The 18108-nt window shown below is 70.1% G+C and carries 15 protein-coding genes; 4 read left to right on the forward strand and 11 right to left on the reverse strand.

Translation table 11 applies throughout. The features are described 5' to 3' along the window. The 3 genes from ligD to MJ607_RS11585 form a co-directional block, all read right to left on the reverse strand. Positions 1–1215 (reverse strand): non-homologous end-joining DNA ligase, encoded by a 1215-nt coding sequence (gene ligD / locus MJ607_RS11575; protein ID WP_279234632.1) that lies wholly within the window; start codon positions 1213–1215, stop codon positions 1–3. Positions 1216–1356: 141 nt separating this feature from the next. Then, entirely contained in the window at positions 1357–3888 is a 2532-nt protein-coding gene (locus tag MJ607_RS11580) for a 5'-nucleotidase C-terminal domain-containing protein (protein ID WP_243075734.1), read from the reverse strand. Between the two features lie 380 nt (positions 3889–4268). Beyond that, positions 4269–5186, reverse strand: coding sequence for a Bax inhibitor-1/YccA family protein (locus MJ607_RS11585; protein ID WP_243075735.1), 918 nt, complete (start codon positions 5184–5186; stop codon positions 4269–4271). 153 nt (positions 5187–5339) lie between these two features. On the opposite strand from MJ607_RS11585, the gene MJ607_RS11590 reads away from it, so the two are divergent. Then, positions 5340–6350, forward strand: coding sequence for a glycerophosphodiester phosphodiesterase family protein (locus tag MJ607_RS11590; protein WP_243075736.1), 1011 nt, complete (start codon positions 5340–5342; stop codon positions 6348–6350). A gap of 43 nt (positions 6351–6393) precedes the next feature. Here MJ607_RS11590 and MJ607_RS11595 read toward each other — a convergent pair whose 3' ends face one another. The 7 genes from MJ607_RS11595 to MJ607_RS11625 form a co-directional block, all read right to left on the reverse strand. Beyond that, on the reverse strand, positions 6394–8322 hold the full coding sequence (locus tag MJ607_RS11595; RefSeq protein ID WP_243075737.1) for an FAD/NAD(P)-binding domain-containing protein: 1929 nt from the start codon (positions 8320–8322) through the stop codon (positions 6394–6396). Between the two features lies 1 nt (position 8323). Continuing rightward, a complete protein-coding gene (locus tag MJ607_RS11600) occupies positions 8324–9685 on the reverse strand; it encodes an NtaA/DmoA family FMN-dependent monooxygenase (RefSeq protein ID WP_243075738.1) in 1362 nt (453 codons plus the stop codon). Beyond that, entirely contained in the window at positions 9682–10890 is a 1209-nt protein-coding gene (locus MJ607_RS11605) for an LLM class flavin-dependent oxidoreductase (RefSeq protein ID WP_243075739.1), read from the reverse strand. The genes MJ607_RS11600 and MJ607_RS11605 overlap by 4 nt, the downstream gene beginning before the upstream one ends. A gap of 140 nt (positions 10891–11030) precedes the next feature. Continuing rightward, positions 11031–11192 (reverse strand): hypothetical protein, encoded by a 162-nt coding sequence (locus MJ607_RS11610; RefSeq protein WP_243075740.1) that lies wholly within the window; start codon positions 11190–11192, stop codon positions 11031–11033. Positions 11193–11399: 207 nt separating this feature from the next. Further along, positions 11400–12755 (reverse strand): D-alanyl-D-alanine carboxypeptidase, encoded by a 1356-nt coding sequence (locus tag MJ607_RS11615; protein ID WP_243075741.1) that lies wholly within the window; start codon positions 12753–12755, stop codon positions 11400–11402. 66 nt (positions 12756–12821) lie between these two features. Beyond that, positions 12822–13250 carry a VOC family protein gene (locus MJ607_RS11620; RefSeq protein WP_243075742.1) on the reverse strand — a complete coding sequence of 143 codons (429 nt, stop codon included), beginning with the start codon at positions 13248–13250 and terminating at the stop codon, positions 12822–12824. 93 nt (positions 13251–13343) lie between these two features. Beyond that, on the reverse strand, positions 13344–13970 hold the full coding sequence (locus MJ607_RS11625; RefSeq protein ID WP_243075743.1) for a VWA domain-containing protein: 627 nt from the start codon (positions 13968–13970) through the stop codon (positions 13344–13346). Between the two features lie 143 nt (positions 13971–14113). On the opposite strand from MJ607_RS11625, the gene MJ607_RS11630 reads away from it, so the two are divergent. Beyond that, a complete protein-coding gene (locus MJ607_RS11630; protein WP_243075744.1) occupies positions 14114–15082 on the forward strand; it encodes a helix-turn-helix domain-containing protein in 969 nt (322 codons plus the stop codon). Positions 15083–15667: 585 nt separating this feature from the next. On the opposite strand, the gene MJ607_RS11635 is transcribed toward MJ607_RS11630, so the two are convergent. Continuing rightward, positions 15668–16237, reverse strand: coding sequence for a hypothetical protein (locus tag MJ607_RS11635; RefSeq protein WP_243075745.1), 570 nt, complete (start codon positions 16235–16237; stop codon positions 15668–15670). 298 nt (positions 16238–16535) lie between these two features. Between MJ607_RS11635 and MJ607_RS11640 the strand changes: the two genes are divergently transcribed. Beyond that, the gene (locus MJ607_RS11640) at positions 16536–17057 is read left to right on the forward strand and encodes a hypothetical protein (protein ID WP_243075746.1); all 522 of its coding nucleotides are present in this window, start codon (positions 16536–16538) and stop codon (positions 17055–17057) included. Beyond that, complete coding sequence (locus MJ607_RS11645; protein ID WP_243075747.1) at positions 17057–17815, forward strand: hypothetical protein; 759 nt, start codon at positions 17057–17059, stop codon at positions 17813–17815. The genes MJ607_RS11640 and MJ607_RS11645 overlap by 1 nt, the downstream gene beginning before the upstream one ends. Positions 17816–18108: the final 293 nt, after the last annotated feature.

Genomic DNA, 18108 nt, shown 5'->3' on the forward strand with positions numbered 1-18108 from the left:
CTACTCGCCGCGGCCGGGCCAGACCTTCCCGGCCCAGGGGTCGTAGTCGGCGAGGAGCGGGCCCTGTGCGGGGCGGTCCGCCTCGGGCACGTGCTGCAGGTTGACGCGCACGCGGTACCAGAGCGAGCTCGATCCGCGCATGCCGTCGATCAGGACGTCGGCGGGATGCAGCATCCCGGCGATCCCCGCGTTCGCGGACTTCCAGGTCTCGAGCGCGTCGAGCGCCTCGGGCTTGGCCTTCGTGCGCGCGATCTCGATGAGCGGCATGGTCGAGACGCGGCGTCCTGAGCCGTCCGCGTCGCGCGGGGGCTTCTCGGCGGGGCCGAGCTCCTTCGCGAGCGCGAGCAGGCCGTCGAGGGTGCCGACCGCGGAGTCGATCCCCGCGTGCGGATCGCCGAGCTCCGCGAACCGCGCGGGCACCGTCCGCACCGTGAACTCCTCGGGCCGCCGCGTGCCCACCTCGTCCCAGCCGAGCGGCGCCGACACGCGTGCGTCGGGGAGCGGCCGGATCGAATAGGCGGACGCGACGGTCCGGTCCTTCGCGTTCTGGTTGAAGTCGACGAAGACGCTCTCGCCGCGCTCCTCCTTCCACCAGCGCGCCGATGCGAGGCCCGGCGCGCGGTTCTCGACCTCGCGGGCGAGCGTCTCGGCGGCGAGCCGCAGGTCGCGGAAGTCCCACTGCGGCGCGATCCGCACCAGGATGTGGAGCCCCCGTGAGCCGCTCGTCTTGGGCCAGCCCACGAGCCCGTGGTCGTCGAGCACTTCGCGCACGACCAGCGCGACATCCACGATCTGCAGCCAGTCCACGCCCGGCATCGGGTCGAGGTCGATGCGCAGCTCGTCGGGGTGGTCGAGGTCCTCTGCGCGGACGGGGTGGGGGTTGAGGTCGAGGCAGCCGAGGTTCACGACCCACGCGAGGCCCGCGGCATCCCGGATCACCGCCTCTTCGGCCGAGGTGCCGCGCGCGTACTGCAGCGTCGCGGTGTCGATGAAGTCGGGGTGGTTCTCGGGGACGCGCTTCTGGAAGAACGCCTCCTGGTCGATGCCCTTCACGAATCGCTTGAGCACCATGGGGCGACCGCCGGCGCCGCGCAGGGCCCCCTCGGCGACCGCGAGGTAGTACTCGACGAGGTCGAGCTTGGTCAGACCTGCGTCGGGGAAGACGACCCGGTCGGGGCTCGACACGCGCACGTCGCGTCCGCCGATGTCGAGCATGACCTCTTTGCGCGCGGGGCTCACGCGATCCACGCTAGCGACGACGGGATGCCGCGGCCAGGGTCCGCCCCGGGGCGGACCCGTGCACGCACGCGAGAGGGCCGCCCCCGAACGGGGACGGCCCTCTCGTTCAGCCCTCGGCTAGAACACCAGGAGCGTCGCGGAGCCCGTCGACGGTGCGACAGTCTCCGAGCCGCCGTACGAGATGCTCAGCGTCTTGACTCCGCGCGTCGGGAAGCCCGTGATCGAGACCGTGGCGGTGCCGTTCGCGACGGTGCCCGTTCCGATCGTCTGACCCTGGTAGCTGATCGTGACGGGCCCCGCGACGGGGACGCCGCCATTGGCCGCGACGACGACCAGCACCTTCGACGCCTTGTTCTTGCCGACGATGAGGCTCGTGCTGAGCCCGAACGTCGTGGAGGAGGCCTTGTTCACGACGAGCTCGACCGTCGTCGACGAGCCCGCCGCGGTCGACGAGCCGCCGTACACGACAGTCAGCGTGTGCGAGCCGGGCTGCAGGGCCGTGCGGCCGAGCGTCACGGTCGCGGCGCCGTTCTTGAGCGTCGCCGTGCCGAGCACCGTGCCGCCGGCATCCTGCACCGAGACATCGCCCGTGACGGTCTGACCCGGGGCCGTGACGGTGACGCCGACCTTCGGGGCGGAGCCGTACTTGACGGCCGCGGCGGTGGCCACGACGGACGCCGTCGGAGGTGCGAGCGTCACGGGGATGACCGCCTGCGTGCCCGTCGGCTGCGCCGTCAGGATGAGGTACCCGGCGGTCGCCGCCTGGACGGGCCACGTCAGGTCGAAGGTCGACCCGCCCGCCGTCACGGCGCCCGTTCCGATCGGCACGGCGCCGACGCCGTCGGCGGTCGGACCGAAGGATGCCGCGACCTGCGTGTTGGCGGGGGAGCCCGCGCTCGTGAGGTCGAGCGATCCGACCGTGATCGAGTCGACGTCAGCGCCGGCAGGCGCCGTGTTGAGGCCCGTCACCGACAGCGAGTGCTTGCGGAAGTCGGGGCTCACGCCCGGGTTGGCCTGCAGGTAGGCGATCCACGCGTCACGGTCGACGAGCCCCGAGTCCTTGAAGTTCGTCGCCTCCCTGAAGACGTGGAAGTTGTCGCCGCCCGCCGACGACGGCGTGCCCGTACCGGTGAGGAACGTGAACGTGCCGACGCGGTAGGTCGCCGCGGGGTCGAGCGGGGATCCGTCGAAGAAGATCGACGTGATGCGGCTTCCCTCGGGAAGGGCGGCGTCGAAGGTGTACGAGAAGCCCGTCGAGGTGCTCAGGGCGAGGTACGGCCGCGACGGGACGGTGCCCGCTAGCGTGCGCTGCCACTGCTGCTCGAGCAGCTTCTTGACCTGTGCGCCCGTCATGTCGACGGTCGCGAGGTTGTTGACGAAGGGCAGCACCTCGTTGGCCTCGGAGTAGAGGATCCGCCCTGCGGCGTCGGCCGAGTTGGCAGGGTTCGCCGCGTAGAGAAGCTCGGCCCGCAGTCCGCCGGGATTCACGACCGTGAACTGCGCGCCGCCTCGGTCGGGTGGCGCGAGAGCACTCAGCACGGCGTCGGCGACGAGCGTGCCGAGCGTGGATTCCTTCGCTCTGTCGTCGCGGTTGCCCGTGCCGGTGTTGACGGGCGGGAGGGCGGGGTTCGGGAGCGCGGTCGTGATGTCGGCCGTCTGGGTGCCGATCGGCTGGTTGCCGATGATCGCCGCTTCGGCGAGCGCCGCCTGCACCGTCGTGTTGATAGGGCCGAGCACGCCCGGGTACTGCGAGATGAGCAGCGCGTTGTCGGTCGCGACGCGCGGGACGTTGCCGACCGTCGAGGAGGTCACGGTCATCGTGTCGCGGTCGACCGTGAGCTTGATCTGGCCGACGTTGGCGGCGTAGTTGCCCGTCTGGAGGACGGGGCGCGTCGTGCCGGGAGCACCCGGGACGGGCGCGTTGTACGCGTACGCCTGGTGCGTGTGGCCGTTCACGATCGCCGCGACCTTCGCTGAGGTCTGGTTGACGATCTTCGCGAACACGGGGCTCTGTGCGAGGGCGTTGTCGAGGCTCTGGGTGCCGTCCGGCGCGCCTTCGTGAAGGACCGCGATGACGACATCCGCTTCGCCGTTGGCCTCGTCGTCGTCGGTGAGCTGATCCGCGACGCGGTTGATCGCCGCGACGGGGTCGCCGAACGAGAGGTCCGAGACGCCGCCGGGCGAGACGAGCTGGGGCGTCTCCTCCGTCACGGCGCCGATGACGCCGACGCTCACTCCGCCGGCCTCGTAGATGCCGTACTCGGGCAGAGCGGGCGTCGTCGTGCCCGCGAGGTAGACGTTCGCGCCGAGGTAGTCCCAGGTCGCGTTGGCGCCGCCGTCGATGACGCGGCCGGAGAGGTCGTCCCAGCCCTTGTCGAACTCGTGGTTGCCGACGGCCGAGGCGACCATGCCGAGGTCGTTGAAGACGTCGATCGTCGGCTGGTCGTCCAGGATCGACGAGGCGAACAACGAGGCGCCGATGAAGTCGCCCGCGCCGATGAGCAGCGAGTTGTCGCCGTTCGCGCCGTCCGCTGCGCGGAGCCCCTCGATCGTGCCCGCGAACTTCACGGTGTTGTTGTCGATCCGGCCGTGGAAGTCGTTGACGGTCAGGATGTTGAGCGTCACGTCGTCGGCGGCATGTGCGGGCACCCCCAATCCGAGGATTGCCACCGCTGCTGTGAGCGCGATCGCGCCCGTCCGGAGTCCTGCGCGAGCGCGTCTGCGTTCCATCGATCCTGCCCTTGTTCCGAGGTGTGATGCGAGGGGATGCCGGACGTCGGGTCGCTCGGCGAGCGACGCGACGTCGCAGGCGATGATTACGCGTCCGACGCTACCTGTGAGTTCGCTGATCGACAAGGAACGGGGGATGACGGAATGCGGAAGGGCCGCCCCGAGACGGGGCGGCCCTTCGTGGCGGGTGCCGCGAGCGGCATCCGGAACTTCCTGGTTTCGATACGCGGGCTTCGCGCGCTACTCAACCTTGACCCGAGCCGCATCAACGCCGCTTCGCGACATTGATCCGTCTCGCGTCAATTGCTGCCTCGCAGGATCGCGAGGATGCGCAGGATCTCGACGTAGAGCCAGACGACCGTGACCATGATGCCGAAGCCGCCGAGCCAGCCGAACTGGCGCGGGGCGCCGTTGCGGACACCCTGCTGGATCGAGTCGAAGTCGAGCACGAGCGAGTACGCCGCCATGATGACGACGAGCACGCCGATGATGAGGCCGAGCGGGATGCCCGCGATCTTCACGCTGTAGAGGCCGAACGCACCGCCCGCGATCGGGACGTTGAAGAGCATCAGGCCGACGTTGATGAGCGCGAAGACGAGGTAGCCGATCATCGCGATCATGAAGACCTTCGTCGCGCGCTTCGAGGCGCGGACCTTGCCGCTCGCGAAGAGCGCCAGCGTCACACCCACCACCGCGAGGGTGGCGAGCGTCGCCTGGACGACGATGCCGGGGTACAGGAACTCGAAGAACGCCGAGATGCCACCCACGAACAGGCCCTCGAAGGCGGCGTAGCCGAAGATCAGCGCGGGGCGGATCTTCTTGCGCGAGCCGAACGCGACGACCATCACGAGAATGAAGCCACCCAGGGCGCCGATCGTCCACGGCAGGAGCGACGGGTTCGGGTTCGTGACCGTGACGCCGGCCATCGTCCACATCCAGCCGACGACCGCGGTGACCAGCAGCACGGCGAACAGTGCGAGGGTCTTGAGGACGGTGTCCTCGACCGTCATGCGGCCCGTGTCGATCGCGTTCGCCGAAGGAGCGACGAACGCGCCCTCGAGCTGCGCGTTGGCAGCGGCATCCATCCCCGCGTGCGAGGTGGAGGCGTACTGGGTGGGTCCGCCGATGTTCGCCGCCTGCGGTCCGCCCGGGTACGTCTTGACGGCGCGCGGATCCTGGAAGGCGGGGTTGTTGAAAGCGGGGTTTGACGAGGCCATGCCCGATCACACTCCATTGATTGGTTTCAGCACGGTGCTGTGCGTCCACGATAACCGAAACGCGCTACCATCCCGCCGGTCGGGTCTGTGAGACCGCTTCGAGCCTGGCCTGCGCGCGGCTTCGGCGCGGACGCCGCGGATAGCCTGGGGCGCATGCCGCGTCCACGTCCGCTCGTCGTCGGGCACCGGGGCGCGCCGGGATATCGGCCCGAGCATTCCCGGTCTTCCTACGATCTCGCGCTCGCGATGGGCGTCGACGCGGTCGAGCCCGACATCGTCGTCTCGCGCGACGGCGTGCTCGTCGTGCGGCACGAGAACGAGATCGGATCGACGACGGATGTCTCCACGCGTCGCGAGTTCGCGGACCGTCGCACGACCAAGACGGTCGACGGCGCCGAACTGACGGGGTGGTTCACCGAGGACTTCACGTGGGACGAGCTGGCGACCCTCCGGTGCCGTGAGCGGCTGCCGAAGATCCGGGCGGGGAGCGCGACGTTCGACGACCAGCAGCCCGTGCTGCGGCTGCGCGACGTGCTCGACCTCGTGCGCGCGGGGTCGCTCGATCAGGGGCGCGAGATCGGCGTCGTCCTCGAGATCAAGCACGCGACATACTTCGAGGGCCTCGGATGGGATGTCGCGGCACTCGTCGACGCCGAGCTGCGGGATGCCGGCTGGGCGCGCGGCGAGCTGCCGCTCATCGTCGAGTCGTTCGAGTCGACGGTGCTGCGACGGCTGCAGGCACGCGGCATCCGGGGCACGTACATCTATCTGCTGGAAGCCGCGGGTCGCCCCTTCGACCTGCTCGCGGCGCAGGGCAAGGCGGCCCTCACCTACAAGCAGACGGCCGCGCCCGCGGGGCTCGACGCGCTCGCGGGGGTCGTCGACGGCATCAGCGTCGACAAGCGCATGATCCTGGCTCCCGACCGGCTGGGTCGCATGACAGGTCCGACCTCGGTCGTCGCCGACGCGCATGCGCGTGGTCTGCAGGTGTTCACGTGGACCTGCCGGCCCGAGAACGCGTTCCTCGTGGGGCAGTTCCGCTCGCGCGGCGACTCCGCCGCGTTCGGCGACTGGGAGGCTGAATGGTCGGTGATCCGGGATGCCGGGGTCGACGGCGTCTTCGTCGATCACGCCGATCTCGGGGTCGGGTTCTTCCGGCGCTGACGCACGTGCGTCGCGCGGGGGCGCGGCCGTACGCCCGCGCCCGTCAGCGCGGAGCGCTCGCCGCGAGCTCGGCATCGGCGCGGACGCGGAGGCGCGCGGCGATCGCGCCGGCGACCTGGTCGGTCTGCCGCAGCGACAGCGAGTCGGCGCGGGGGCGAGTGAAGGCGCCCGCCTCGGTGAGCGATGTGAACGGGCCGATACCGAAGAGCGAGTCGTGCGTCGAGCCGGCCGAGGAGATGACGCGCCCCTCGAGGTCGACGTGGATCCGCCCGAGCGAGCCCTCGAACACGCCGTCCGCGACGCGCAGTTCGCGCCCGTGGATCGACGCGAGTTGGCGGAGCGCGATGTTGTCGCTCACCGCCGCGCCCGAACCGGGCAGCCAGGCGTCCACGAGCACGCGCGCGACGGTCTCGCCCGGCGCGCGGGGAGTGGATGCCACGAAGCCGCGATCGGGGTCGATGCCGACCTCGATGTCCGGGCCGAGGAAGCGGACGATGCCCGCGTCCGACAGGGCGAGCAGTTCTTCGAGCCGGTGCGCGGGCGGCCCGCTCGCGAGGTAGCTGAAGAAGGTGTGCCATGTGACGGGCAGGCTCACGACCCGCGAGCGTGCGCTCCAGCGCTCGGGAGGAACGTCGGAGAGTGCGAGGAACGAGAGCAGCCCCGCGATGAAGACGGCCTGCGCGCTGCTGCGCTCCTGGGTCGTGCGCAGCGTCAGGTCGTCGGCGATGTGGCCGCGGATGCGATCCTGCAGCGCGGCATCCGTCTCGAAGACCTCCTCGCCGATCGGTCGGTCCAGAGCAGGCACGTCGAAGCGGTCGAGCGGATCGGGCACGAACGTCGGGATCTCTCTGCGGAGCGCCGGCACGTCGCCCGCGTGGTCGCGCAGAACGGCACGGAAGTCGTCCCACGGCGCGGTGACCCGATCGGGATGCCCCGTGAACAGCTCGCGGTAGTGGGCCCACGTGAGCTCCTGCGCGATGAGCGGCCAGATGTCGCTCTCGAAATCCACGGGGGTTCCTCGTGCGAGCAGACGCGCGATCGCGTCCTTCGTCAGCACTTCGAGCTGCGGCGCATCGCCCTGGATGACCGACGACACCTTGGAGCGGTAGGGCACGCCGCGGCGCGACCCGATGTGCAGGCGAGGCTCCTGCCCGGAAGGCTGGTAGCGCAGCGGACCGTCCGGGTCGCGCACGAAGCGGCCTCCGCGCCCCTCCGCGAGCAGCACCACGAGGTCGATCGCCGCGAGGCCCATCCCGCGGACGATGACGTCCTCGTCTGGTGCGAGCGCCGACAGATCGGCGTCGGCGGTGAAGTCCGGCGGCACGTAGGTCAGCGCGGCGCGGGTCGCCTCCGCGCTCAGCGCCGCGGTCTGCTCGGCCGGCTCGCGCCCGTTGTGGCCGACGGCGTAGACGACGAGATCGGCCGGCAGTGCACGCCCGGCGGCGAGGTCGACGGTGTGGCCGTCGCCGTCCGATCGCACCCCCGCCACGGTGTCGCGCACCCAGCGCACCGTGACTCCGGGGGGAGCCGCGGCGACGGTCGTGCGCCAGAACCAGTCCAGGTAGAAGCTCTGCAGTCGCCGCGTCGGGAAGCTGTCGCCGCGCAGCGCCCGCAGTTCGGCCGCGACGAGCTCGTCGTCGATCACGACGTCGTCGAGGTCGCCGCTGCGCACGGCCTCGGCCCACTCGATCAGCGAGGGCCCAGGGCGGACCGGCCCGTCGATCGTGCAGCTCTCGTCCGTGAACACCGTGACGTCCTGCGCCATCGAGTTGAGCTTGAGCAGGGGCGACTGGTCGCGGCGCCAGATCCGTCCGGCGCCCGGCGGATGCGGATCGACGAGCGTGATCTCCAGTGTCTTGCCCGGCTCTTCCAGACGCGCGAACAGCCGTTCCAGGAGCATGACCGCCCGCGGTCCGGCCCCCGCGAAGACGACACGTCTTCGCGGCGACCGGGCGGCTGCGGCATCCGTCATCTCAGACGCCTGCCCCGACGGGAGCGTTCGCGCGGACGGGAGGCAGACCGAGCAGATCGTGCAGCGTCGCGCCGTCTTCGTACGAGTCGCGGTACGAACCGCGCTCCTGCAGGAGCGGGATGACGCGGTCGGTGAACTCGTCGAGTCCGTGCGGCGTGAGGTGGCCGACGACCGTGAAGCCGTCGGTCGCGCGCTCCTGCACGTACCGGTCGATCTCGGATGCGACGTGCTCGGGTGTGCCGACGAACGTGTGGTTCGCCGTCAGCCGGATGATGAGATCGCGGATGCTGAGGTTCTCGGCCGTGGCGACCTCGCGCAGCTTCGAGATGCGGGCGCGGACGGCGGCGTGCCGGTTCGCGAACCCCTGCGCGCTCTCGGACCCCGTGTCGGGCTCGACGTCGGGCAGCGGTCCGTCGGGGTCGTAGCCGCTGAAGTCGCGGTTCCACACCTGCTCGAGGTAGGTGATCGCCGTCTCGGGCCGGACCTGGGCGAGCGCGATCTCGCGCGAGCGCTCCTGCGCCTCTTCGAGGGTGTCGCCGAGGACGAAGGTCGCCGCGGGGAGGATCTTGAGCGACTCCTCGGTGCGCCCGTGGTCGGCGAGGCGGCCCTTGACGTCGCGGTAGAACTCCTGCGCGTCCTCGAACTCGGTGTGCAGCGAGAAGATGACGTCGGCGTGCTGCGTCGCGAAATCGCGCCCGTCGGCCGAGTCGCCCGCCTGCACGATGACGGGGCGCCCCTGCGGGGAGGCCGGCACGTCGAAGAGGGCGTCGATGTCGAAGAGACGGGTCTGATGACGCACGGATGCCACGCGCTGGTCGTCGATGAAGACGCCGGTCGCGGCATCCGCGACGATGGCATCGTCCTGCCACGACGCCCACAGCCGCTTCGACAGCTCGGCGAACTCGGACGCGCGCGTGTAGCGGTCGGCGTGGTCGAGATAGCCGCCGCGGCGGAAGTTGGCGCCGTGGAACGCGTCGGAGCTCGTCACGGCGTTCCACCCCGCGCGGCCGCCCGAGAGGTGGTCGAGGGTGCCGAGCTGTCGCGCGAGCTCGTACGGCTCGTTGAACGTCGTGCTCAGGGTGCCGACGAGTCCGATGTGCTCGGTCACGCCCGCGAGCGCCGCGAGGATCGCGAGCGTGTTCGGGCGGCCCAGCACATCGAGGTCATGGATCTGTCCGCGGTGCTCCCGCAGGCGCAGGCCCTCCGCCAGGAAGATGTAGTCGAAGAACCCGCGCTCGGCGTTGCGCGCGAAGTGCTCGAACGACGAGAATTCGATCTGGCTCTGGGCGGCGGGATCGGTCCACACCGTCGTGTTGTTGACACCCGGGAAGTGGGCGGCGAGGTGGATCTGCCTGCGGGTCATGCCGAGACCTCCTGTCGGGCGTAGCGACTCGCACGGCGCGGCAGGCCGAGGCGTTCGCGAAGAGTGGGCTCCCCGGCGTCCGCGTGCAGCAGGCCGGCCGCGTGCGCGCGGGGCAGGACGTGCTCGGTGATCGCGGTCAGATCGGCGGGCTGGCGGGCGGGGCGCAGTCGCACGCCGTCGACGCCTGCCGCTGCCAGCTGCCGGATCTCGTCGACGATGTCGTCGGGCGTGCCGACCACGACGCGCGCGTCGGTCGCGAGGCGGGCGCGGTCTTCGAGACGGGCCCAGGAAGCCAGTGCGGCTTCGGCGGAGTCCTCGACGAGGACGAGGAGGTCGGCGAAGACGCGCAGACGCTCGGGTTCGGTGCGTTCCGCGTGTGCGGCCTCGATCTCGGACAGGATGCCGACGGTCGAGGCGGCGTCGGACGGCGTGATGAAGACGACGTCGGCGTGCTCGGCGGCGAAGCGGTAGGGGATGCTCTGGTGCGCGAGCGCCGTGATGAGCGGCTGGCCCTGCGGCGACCGCGGCACGATCGACGCGCCCGTGATGGAGAAGAACTCGCCCTCGAAGTCGAGGTTGTGCACGCGCTCGCGGTCGAGGAATCGGCCCGTCTCGAGGTCGCGGATGATCGCGTCGTCCTCCCACGAGTCTGCGAGACCGCGGATCGCTTCGACGACCTCGCCCGCTTCACGGAAGGCGGCGAGCAGCGCCGGGTCGTCCTCGACCCGCCCGCTGGCGGGCAGGCCGGCCGGGCCGTCGGCGCGGCGGCCGAAGTTCGCGCGCTCGTCGGGGGAGGACCCCGCGACGATGCGCGCGCCGGCGCGGCCGTGGCTCGCGTGATCGAGCGTCTGCAGCCCCGTCGCGAGGTGGAACGGCTCGGGGTGGGTCGTCGTGACGGTCGGGACGAGCCCGATCCGCTTCGTGAGCGGTGCGAGGTAGGAGGCGAGGAGGACGGCATCGAGGCGGCCGCGGACGCGGTCGGTGCGCGGCTCGGGTGCCACGCCCGGCGCGCTCGTGCGCTCGCCGAGGGAGAGCGCGTCTTCGAGGGTCACGAAGGCGACGCCTGCGTCGTCCGCGGCGCGCACGAGGTCGCGCCAGTAGCGCGCCGACGTCAGTTCGCGCGGACGCGCCGTCTCTTCGCGCCAGGCGGCAGGATGCCACCCCGCGCCGTCCAGCGCCACGGCGATGTGCACTCGCTCGGTCATGCAGAACCCTCCTCCGATGCGCTCGATGGCGCACGCGTCTCACTGTCGTGGTCCGACCCGGCTCGCCCAAGTCGAGTCGTAACGGATCGTCGCGAAAGGGGTCTTGAGCGGCTTGTGCGGCTCGGTCTCGTCCGCGCCTCTCAGCGGCCGGTGTGCCAGAGCCGCGCGGTCTCCGCATGGGTGCGGAGCAGGTCGGCCCGCGCATCCTCGAGGATGTGCCGCGCCTCGCGGAACGCATCGCGCGCCGCCGCGAGGCGCTCACCGGGGGACTGCGCGTCCCCGGGATCCAGAGTCCAGGACATGCCCTCTCCTTCGTCCGTGTCGGTCCGGCGTCCACTTCCCACGGACCGCCGTCTGGGCTGCGACGCTACGTGCGAGGCGATGGCGAGTCCCGGGGAGGTGTCACTGACGGCAACAACGTGTCATCGCGGGGAACATGAGCCCGGCCGCCCTCCGCCGCGCGACGGGAGCGGCATCCCTCGGTCCTTTGCCAGGTCGGATGCGTGGGGCTACGGCGCGCCGAGTTCAGCGGGGTGGGTGAGGCGCCACCAATCGGTGGGTGGGGCGATCGTCCCGTCGATCGTGACGGGAGTCGTCGCGGTGTTCGGCCCCGCGGTCCAGGTGATCTGCCCGACGACCTCGCCCTGGGTGTAGGTCGTGGGCGTCGTGGTCTGCATCGACACGGTGATCGGGGTGTCTGACCACGTGAAGATGGAGGCATCCTCGCCGACGACCATCCGGGCTGAGGAGCCCCACGGGGTCGTATAAGTGCCGAGCTCCTGGCCCGTGCTCACGAGGGGCACGTCGTGGAATCCCGCCCGGATGCTGTCGAGCGAGGCGATGACGCCGTGATCGACGGACTCTCGCGAGCCTCCGCCGAGCACGACGCCGGTCACACCGAGCGGCTGGCCGAGGCCGACGCCGAGGGACGCCGTGTAGAGGAGCGTGAAGCTGCCCGCGCCGAGGTTTCCCGTCTTGAGCCCCGTGACGCCGTGGCCGCCGAGCAGGCTGTTCGTGTTGGTCATGCGACCCGGCGCAGGGAGCGTGAGCGACGGGGTGGCCGCGATCGCCGCGATCGCGGGATTGGCCGAGGCGAGCTTCGCGATCGCAATGAGATCGCTCGGAGTGCTCGTGTTGCGGGGGTCGATCCCGGTCGGCTCGACGATCGTCGTGCCTGCGAGCCCGTTGACCGTGAGCCAGTCGCGCGTCGCGCGGAGGAAGCCGCTCTGCGAGCCGAACGCCCACGTCGAGACGGCCTCCGCGTAGTTGCACGCGGAGGGGATGAGCATCGTCGCGAGGGCATCGCGCAGCGACATCGAGCTGCCCGTCGGCATCTCTTCGATCGTCGCGCCCATCACGTAGTACTTGTCGTACAGATCGTGCGCGGCCTTGCCGAACGTGATCGTCGGACCCGGATCGTCCGCGCTCGCCAGCGGATGTGCGTCGAGCACAACGAGGGCCGTGACGAGCTTGCTGATGCTCGCGATCGAGCGGGGCTCGTCCGAACCGCTCGCGAGCGCGAGCGGGGTCCCGGCGGCGCCGAAGTACTCCTCCGCACCTGCGACGCTGACGGCCGTCGCACCGTCGGCGGGCAGCGCGATCTGCGCAGCGACCGGCGCGGGGACGGCGGGGACCTGCGACGTCACGACGGGGGCGCTCACGGGAGAGTTCAGCGCCCAGCCGACATAGCTGCCGGCGCCGGCGAACAGCATCCCGAACACCGCCGCCACGGCGATCAGGACTCGCCGAATGCGGACCCGCCGCAGCGGATCAGGCTGGCCCCGGTGCCCTGAGAAGTCCTCTTCGACACGCATAAGCTCGGCGAAGTCGGCCAGCTCGTCGGGCGCGCGATCCTGGGTCGTCATTCCACGACCATCATGCATGACCGGGAAAGTGCGGAATGGATGCCTGGGGAAAGCCCCGCCGCCGGATCAGGCGAATCCGGCGGCCTTCATCAGGTCCACGCCGATGGGGCCCGGGTTGAATGCGACCTCCCACCGGAACCCGTCGGGGTCGGAGAAGTACCCGGAGTAGCCGCCCCACTCCCGCTCCCGCGCAGGATCGACCTGAGCGCCGGCGGCTGCCGCCTGGGCAAGCACTTCATCGACCCCGGACCGGTCGGGCATGTTGTGGGCGAGGGTGATCGGGGGAGCGCCCGCACCCGACTGAACGGGTCCCACCTCCGCCTCGAACCCCCTCCGGCTCCACAGCGACAGGGTCACGGAGGATGCAACCCGGAAGAACAGCACCTCACCCGGCGCCTCGAACTCCGGCAGCCAGCCGAGACCGTCGACGTAGAACCTTCGGGATGCCGCAACGTCGGCGACCGCGAGGGTGACGAAGGTGATGCGGGCGTCCATGAGCTGAAAGGTACTGCAGAGGAGGGGTGGTCCGGCACGGGGTTGAGTCGCAACGAGCCGTGCAGGCGCGGGCGTGCGCTGCGGGAGTGTCGATCAGGGGCGGCCGGGGTCGGCGGCGCCGCGCTCGGCCTGGGTGTATCCGGTGCGGTCGCCGCCGCGGCGGCGCGTCTGCTTGGCGGTGTGCGCGGCCATCGTGGGTGCGATGGAGCTGAGGTCGAACGTCAGCGCGTCCTTTGCGTCGATGCCGATGTGACCCGCAGCCAGGACAGCATCCTGATTCGCGCCCAGGAACGAGACATCCCAGTCGTAATCGTCGCGCTGACGTCGGATGATGCGCTTCACAGCGGCGGCGTCGTACTCCTGCGAGGAGTTCTCGAACCCGTCCGTCACGATCGTGGCGAGCACGGTGCCCGGCCGGGCGTGCTCGGGCAAGGCCGCGAGGGCGGCGCCGAAGCCGGCGAACGAGACGCCGATCGCGTCGTAGAGCGCGGTCGCCCCCCGCGGCTCGAGCACGACCTTCACATCGCCCGGCTGGGCGAACGCGTGGGTGTGTTCGATCACGTTGTCGAACGTGACGATGTCGACGGTCAGCATGCCCGGCTGCGCCGCCTGCGCATCGATGAGCTGCTGAGTGGCGGCGGCCATCTCGTGCGCGCTGCCTTCCATGGAGCCGGAACGGTCGAGGACCACCAGGATGGCGGTGTAGTTCGTGTCGGTCATGACATCTCCTTTTTCCCAGAGTGCAAGTGGATCTGTGCTGAAAGTTATACACCTGCTGTTACACAGAGCACAAGTGATTCGTTACGGTTAGCATAGGAAGTGCCATCGACACCGCCTCACGCGGTGCGGAGAGGGAGCGGGAGATGGGGTCTGGATCGAAGAAGACCGGCGACGAGGAAGTCGGTCGCCGCATCGCCGAGCGCCGCACGCGACTGCAGATGTCTCGCGACGACCTGGCCCGCGAGATCGGCGCGTCGTACGCGCTTGTCGCGCAGATCGAGACCGGGTGGCGCATGCCCTCGTACGAGAAGCAACTGCTCATCGCGAAGGCACTCGGCGCGCGCCTCGACGAACTCTTCGGCGCGACGGATGACGAGCCGCTGAGCCTGACGGAGGACGATCGCCACTTCCCGTTCGACGGCAGTGCCGGGGGTGTGCCGTGGCCGGAGCCTGCACAGAGCGGCCCCGCCTTCGCCCCGGCCGCGAGTGCCTTCCCGCTCGGTGCGATCCCGGTGCGGCGGGCCGCGGCACCGGCTTCCGCTCGCAGCGCGCCGCTGCCGAGTGTGCCGCCCCCGCCGACTCCGACTCCCAGGCCGACGTTCGATGAAGCGGTCGAGCGTGCCGCTGCGGCACTGCGCGACCTGCCCCCCTCACGCCGGCTCGACGCGCTCGCGCGCCTTCAGCTCAGCGTGACGCGCGAAGTCGTCGATGACGAACGCCGCCGCCTCGGCAGCGATCGGCAGCCATCCGGCTGGATCACCGATCTGAAGCCGAATGAGGTCTTCGTCTTCGGTTCCAGCGCCGACGGACGCCACGGCGCAGGCGCGGCCCGCACCGCCTTCGAGCGATTCGGTGCCGAGTGGGGCGAGGGCTCGGGCCACCACGGCCAGTCGTACGCGATCGTCACGATGAGCGGTCTCGGCGTTCTGCGAGACCAGGTCGCCGAGTTCGTCCGGTACGCGGCTCGGCACCTCGAGCTGCGGTTCCTCGTCACGCCGATAGGCACGGGCACCGCCGGCTACCGCGCCGACGAGATTGCCTACCTGTTCGAGGGTGCACCCGCGAACGTGGTCTTGCCAATGGAGTTCGAGATAGCGGCGCCTCGGACATGATCCAGGAACACCTCTCTGGTGAACGGGGTGCCGCCAGCAGCAGGTCACCGTCATCAGGACTGAAGCACCGGACCGCGACCCGTCGAACCTAGACGCGACGGCGGGAGTCGAACTCGACCTCGGCGTTAACGACGAGATGCATCAACCTGCGAAAACCGCGGAATTCCGCGGGAGTTGGGCCCTCGTGGATGCGCCTCGATCACGTCGATCGGGGGCCGTTTTCGCGAAAGTGTGGGCAAAGTGTGGGCAAGTTTGGGCGCCACGAGAAGGTCAATTCGAGGCGATCGGGATGCTGCCGGTCGACTTCGTCGTTGTCTAAGCGCACCACGGCTCCTTCGGAGTGTCGCACATCCGCCGCGCTCCGTGCGGCGCTTTCGCGGCGTATCCTCGGCCCTCCGCTGGCGCTCCGGGCCTGCGGTACTCCACGGTCACCGCACTACGCGCGACGGATGCGCCGGTGGGCAAGGAGCGCCGCGGCTGGGGAGTGTGTGGAAGAGCTGTCCGCGCGTAGGAGAGTCGTCCTGCGGGCATCGGCTGCGCGACGATGTGCAGCACGTGCCAACGGGTTCGCGTAGACCGTCCAGATCAGGTGATGTATACGCCGACTACTCCGTTCTCGGTTACGAACCGCAGTGTCGAGCCGTCCACTGTCTGCTCGATCATGGCGGGCGCGCCCGGCGAATCGCAGGCGATCATGCCCCAGCCATTGCGGTCATCCGCGCGGATGAGGATGCATCCGCCGCTTCCATCAGCAAGCGGGGCAATCCACGGCTCGATGCCGGCGACGCTCTGAAAGCCCTGGATCAGATCGGCATCTATCCCCTGATCCTCGAGCCACGCGTAGGAGCCGAGCAGACTCTTCACGCTCAAGCACGGGTCGGGCGCAAGGGCGATGTGCTCGCCCGGCGCGGGAAGCGTTGCATCGGGGAGCCATGCGCGAGGGAAGTCGGAAGGCTCGCACCACTCGGGCGGCATCGTCGGGGTGGGACCGGGCTCAGTGATTGGCGCCGGTGAGACCTCCGTGATCGATGCTGGCGTTGCCGAGGCTGATGGTCCCGGGGCGGTGTCGGTGGTCTGGGCCGTACACGCGGACAGCGACGCAATGGCAGCGGCGACGAATAGAAGGCGCAGGCTGCGCCGCGCGGCGAGGACCATGCGCGCAGGCTAGACCCTCCGGCTGGTCGATGCCAGATGGCGACTGATCAAGCAAACGTTTGTCAACGCACCCCAACGGCAAGGGTCCTCTTGCGGGCACGGACGAAGGCGGCACGTTCAGCCTGCGGTTGGGTGGCGCGTCGGCGTCCACAACCGCGCCGGTCCACCACCAACTGGCGCGGCGGCCCCGCCGGCCAGAGCGAGGTAGATCGCGGCGGCCAGGAACCCTCATCCTCGGCACATCGAGGACGAGAGGCTGGACGTTTCGCTCGGCGCGTGGCGGGTGTATCTTGCGCCCATGGGGGAAGACGGGGGAACCGTCGCGCCCGGCGCTGAAGCGCCCGACGCGCCCGACGCTGTCCGGCCCGGGGATCGGCGTCCCGCCTCCCGGAGGGCGTGGGGGCCAATCGCGCTGGCAGCCGCCATTCTGATCGCCGTCGGCACTGTCGCCACCGTCCGCGTGGCGTCCGCGCCGCGCCCCGTCGCGACGCTCCACCAGATCGGGGAGACTGCCGACGTCGAAATGCTCGACATTCTGGTCCGCGAGGGTCCCGGGGAGATCGACCCGGCCAGCCTGAGAAGCTATGGGTCGTATCGGGGCGTCGAGGTGTGGTCGGCGACGAATTCCTTCGGTGCCCCGTGCCTCCTCACCCTGGACCGTTCGGGCGGCGACGTCCCCGGCGCGTCATGCGTTCCTGAGCCGGCGAAGCTGTACGCGGACATCATGGGATACGGACTCCCGGATGGCGGCAGAGCTCGGTTCGTGTACCGCGGCAATACCGTCGACGTCTTCGAGTACCAGCCCGAGGCGGCGGGCTGATGGACGACCTACCGGCATCACGGTCCGCGGAGCGGGAACTGCGGGAGCTCCGTGAGCGGGCCTATGGGCCGCATCCCGACATCGAAGATGATCCAGTCGCGCTTGCGAGGCTGGTCGAACTCGAAGCGGCGCATGCGGGCGTCCACGCTCCCGCGCCACCGGCGGTGCAAGTGACCCCATCCACCGATCCAACTTCTGCGCCGGCGATGCCGCCAACGCCTGCTGCCTCAGCCGCCGCCACGACGGCATCCTCGGCCGACGGCGCTGGACGGTCCCTCTGGCAGCGAGCGAACGCGACCCGCTCGCGCCGGACCTGGCTGATCGCCGGGGGATTGGTGGCTGCGCTCGCTCTGGTGTACGCGGTGGAGTGGCCCGTCGGACCTCATCCGGATACCACCCTGCAACCGACATCGGCGGAACCCGACGCACAAGTCCAGGACCGACTGTCCTGGGTCATCGACCTGAAAGTCGACACCACCACGCTGCGCGGTTTCGAGGACTATCGAGGACTAGAGATCTGGGCAGCGGAGGACCGCTACGGCAGCCCCTGCCTGATCGTGATCGACCCGTCGATCGACCGACCCCTCGGAGACGAGTGCACACCCCCCGACGCGGAGCTCCTCACCGACGCCACCGTATCGCGACGGCAAGAAGGACACTACGGGGAGGACCTGCCGGCGGGAAGCGTGATCCGATTCCACCACCGTGGCGACACGGTCGACGTCTATCTGTTCCCAGCAAACCAGCCCGCCGGATGACCGGGGGAGCGATAAGAGCGCACTGACGGCAGCGCACATTGCACCTGGTCGCGAATAGACAGGATTGTGACTTTCGCGGCGCGTCGAAGTCCAGGGCGACTGTGCCGAGACGCTGCGCCAACCTGCAGGTGCGTTCGTGGTGGTCTTTCGTTCACTTGGCTGTCTCATCCCGGAATCCTTGCGCGTGAGGGGCGATCGCGGCTGTTGAAGCTTCCTCCGGCTGAGCGTCAATAGCTCCCAGCATCGCGGCTGTCACGGGGGCGGCGGCGATGATGCCGATGCGCTCGAGGGCT

Origin of the sequence: Microbacterium sp. SS28, from assembly GCF_022761035.1 — a bacterium.
Taxonomy (GTDB): Bacteria; Actinomycetota; Actinomycetes; order Actinomycetales; family Microbacteriaceae; genus Microbacterium.

Excerpts from the sequence above, each read along its gene's own strand:
- ligD (WP_279234632.1), bottom strand. The coding sequence starts at position 1,215 with ATGCTCGACATCGGCGGACGCGACGTGCGCGTGTCGAGCCCCGACCGG.
- MJ607_RS11585 (WP_243075735.1), bottom strand. The coding sequence starts at position 5,186 with ATGGCCTCGTCAAACCCCGCTTTCAACAACCCCGCCTTCCAGGATCCG.
- MJ607_RS11590 (WP_243075736.1), top strand. The coding sequence starts at position 5,340 with ATGCCGCGTCCACGTCCGCTCGTCGTCGGGCACCGGGGCGCGCCGGGA.
- MJ607_RS11595 (WP_243075737.1), bottom strand. The coding sequence starts at position 8,322 with ATGACGGATGCCGCAGCCGCCCGGTCGCCGCGAAGACGTGTCGTCTTC.
- MJ607_RS11600 (WP_243075738.1), bottom strand. The coding sequence starts at position 9,685 with ATGACCCGCAGGCAGATCCACCTCGCCGCCCACTTCCCGGGTGTCAAC.
- MJ607_RS11605 (WP_243075739.1), bottom strand. The coding sequence starts at position 10,890 with ATGACCGAGCGAGTGCACATCGCCGTGGCGCTGGACGGCGCGGGGTGG.
- MJ607_RS11610 (WP_243075740.1), bottom strand. The coding sequence starts at position 11,192 with ATGTCCTGGACTCTGGATCCCGGGGACGCGCAGTCCCCCGGTGAGCGC.
- MJ607_RS11615 (WP_243075741.1), bottom strand. The coding sequence starts at position 12,755 with ATGACGACCCAGGATCGCGCGCCCGACGAGCTGGCCGACTTCGCCGAG.
- MJ607_RS11620 (WP_243075742.1), bottom strand. The coding sequence starts at position 13,250 with ATGGACGCCCGCATCACCTTCGTCACCCTCGCGGTCGCCGACGTTGCG.
- MJ607_RS11625 (WP_243075743.1), bottom strand. The coding sequence starts at position 13,970 with ATGACCGACACGAACTACACCGCCATCCTGGTGGTCCTCGACCGTTCC.
- MJ607_RS11630 (WP_243075744.1), top strand. The coding sequence starts at position 14,114 with ATGGGGTCTGGATCGAAGAAGACCGGCGACGAGGAAGTCGGTCGCCGC.
- MJ607_RS11635 (WP_243075745.1), bottom strand. The coding sequence starts at position 16,237 with ATGGTCCTCGCCGCGCGGCGCAGCCTGCGCCTTCTATTCGTCGCCGCT.
- MJ607_RS11640 (WP_243075746.1), top strand. The coding sequence starts at position 16,536 with ATGGGGGAAGACGGGGGAACCGTCGCGCCCGGCGCTGAAGCGCCCGAC.
- MJ607_RS11645 (WP_243075747.1), top strand. The coding sequence starts at position 17,057 with ATGGACGACCTACCGGCATCACGGTCCGCGGAGCGGGAACTGCGGGAG.